Annotated in this window: 2 protein-coding genes; both read right to left on the reverse strand. The window is 62.6% G+C overall.

What is annotated here, in order from left to right:
- On the reverse strand, nt 1-180 hold a 180-nt coding region (locus tag CAPSK01_RS17520), incomplete at its 3' end, for a hypothetical protein (protein ID WP_034929758.1).
- The coding region (locus CAPSK01_RS17525) for a hypothetical protein (RefSeq protein ID WP_034929760.1) at nt 177-1,095 on the reverse strand (919 nt) is incomplete at its 5' end. The genes CAPSK01_RS17520 and CAPSK01_RS17525, both read right to left, overlap by 4 nt.

A 1,095-nucleotide genomic window follows, 5' to 3' on the forward strand; every position in this document is an offset into this window, starting at 1 on the left:
ATGTGCGCTTGAGGCGCAGCTTGATGCGTTCCGCGCCGCGTAGGCCAGCGTCAGCGCGTCGATTTCGGCCGCCGACCACTGGTGCCAGGCACGCGCCTGGCCGGGAGATTCCCGAAGCTCCTGGACGGCGCCGGACTGCAGCTTGTTGAACGGAGAATTGGGGAGGGCGGTCGAGGTCATCGGGGGGCCTGTTGGTCAGTTTTTTCGGGCATACTTTCCTCCTTGGTTTTCGCGTTCTCGAGCGAAATGGCAAAAATCGGGCCGAGCGCGTGCAGCAAAGTATCCTGCATTTCCTTTGCCCAACGCGGCATTGTCTCGTGCGCTCGCTGGTGGAAGAAAGTCTGGAGTTCGAACTTGTCTTTCAAGTATTGAAGAAGTTCGGCTCGCCTGTCGGCGCTCTGCAAGCGGCCTTCGGCATCGGCGCTCACCACCAGCCCCGTTTGCAGTTTCTTGGCGCGTTTCTTAATGATGGTTTTCACGTAGTTCCGGTCGAAATCCCTGCCTGTCTGCAACTCGCCCCGCTCGAGTGTTGCCAGCAGTTCAGCCGCCGAGAGCGCCTCGCCTTCTTCGCCCGACACGCCAGGTTCAGGAACCGGATGGACGAGGCGGAAGACGTTCTCGGGCTGCGGGTTCCCGGCAGAGAAACACAATCCAAACCCCAAGCGCATAGCAGCCTCGATGCAGGCCACCAGATGATCGGAGCTCCTCACAGGGTCGTGGTCCGGGCGATGCCTATCGGCACCTTCCTCGACCTTACCAACGACGTAGCGCTCGGCGGCGACCAGTGCATAGCGGACGATGGCGCCGCAGACGATGCCGTCGGCTTCTGAAACCGACGCCGCAGCAGAGAGACCTCGCGCGGATCGGGCTTTGAAGAATTCTCGGGCATCCACCAGAACGTCGAGAGGGTGTTTGTCGCAGGCGATGGCGAAGGCGCGCTCGGGGCCGAGTGGCACCGCCGCCTGCTCCAGGCCCTGGAACAGATCCGCGCGCGTGAAAGACTGCTGCGTGCGCAACGTCGGCCAGCTTTCCTGCAGGTAAGTCAGAAGCAGTTTCTGCAGTTCGGTCGTCGGCGGCGGCGGCGGCGGCGGGTCG

Source organism: Candidatus Accumulibacter vicinus (genome assembly GCF_000584955.1).
Lineage (GTDB): Bacteria > Pseudomonadota > Gammaproteobacteria > Burkholderiales > Rhodocyclaceae > Accumulibacter > Accumulibacter vicinus.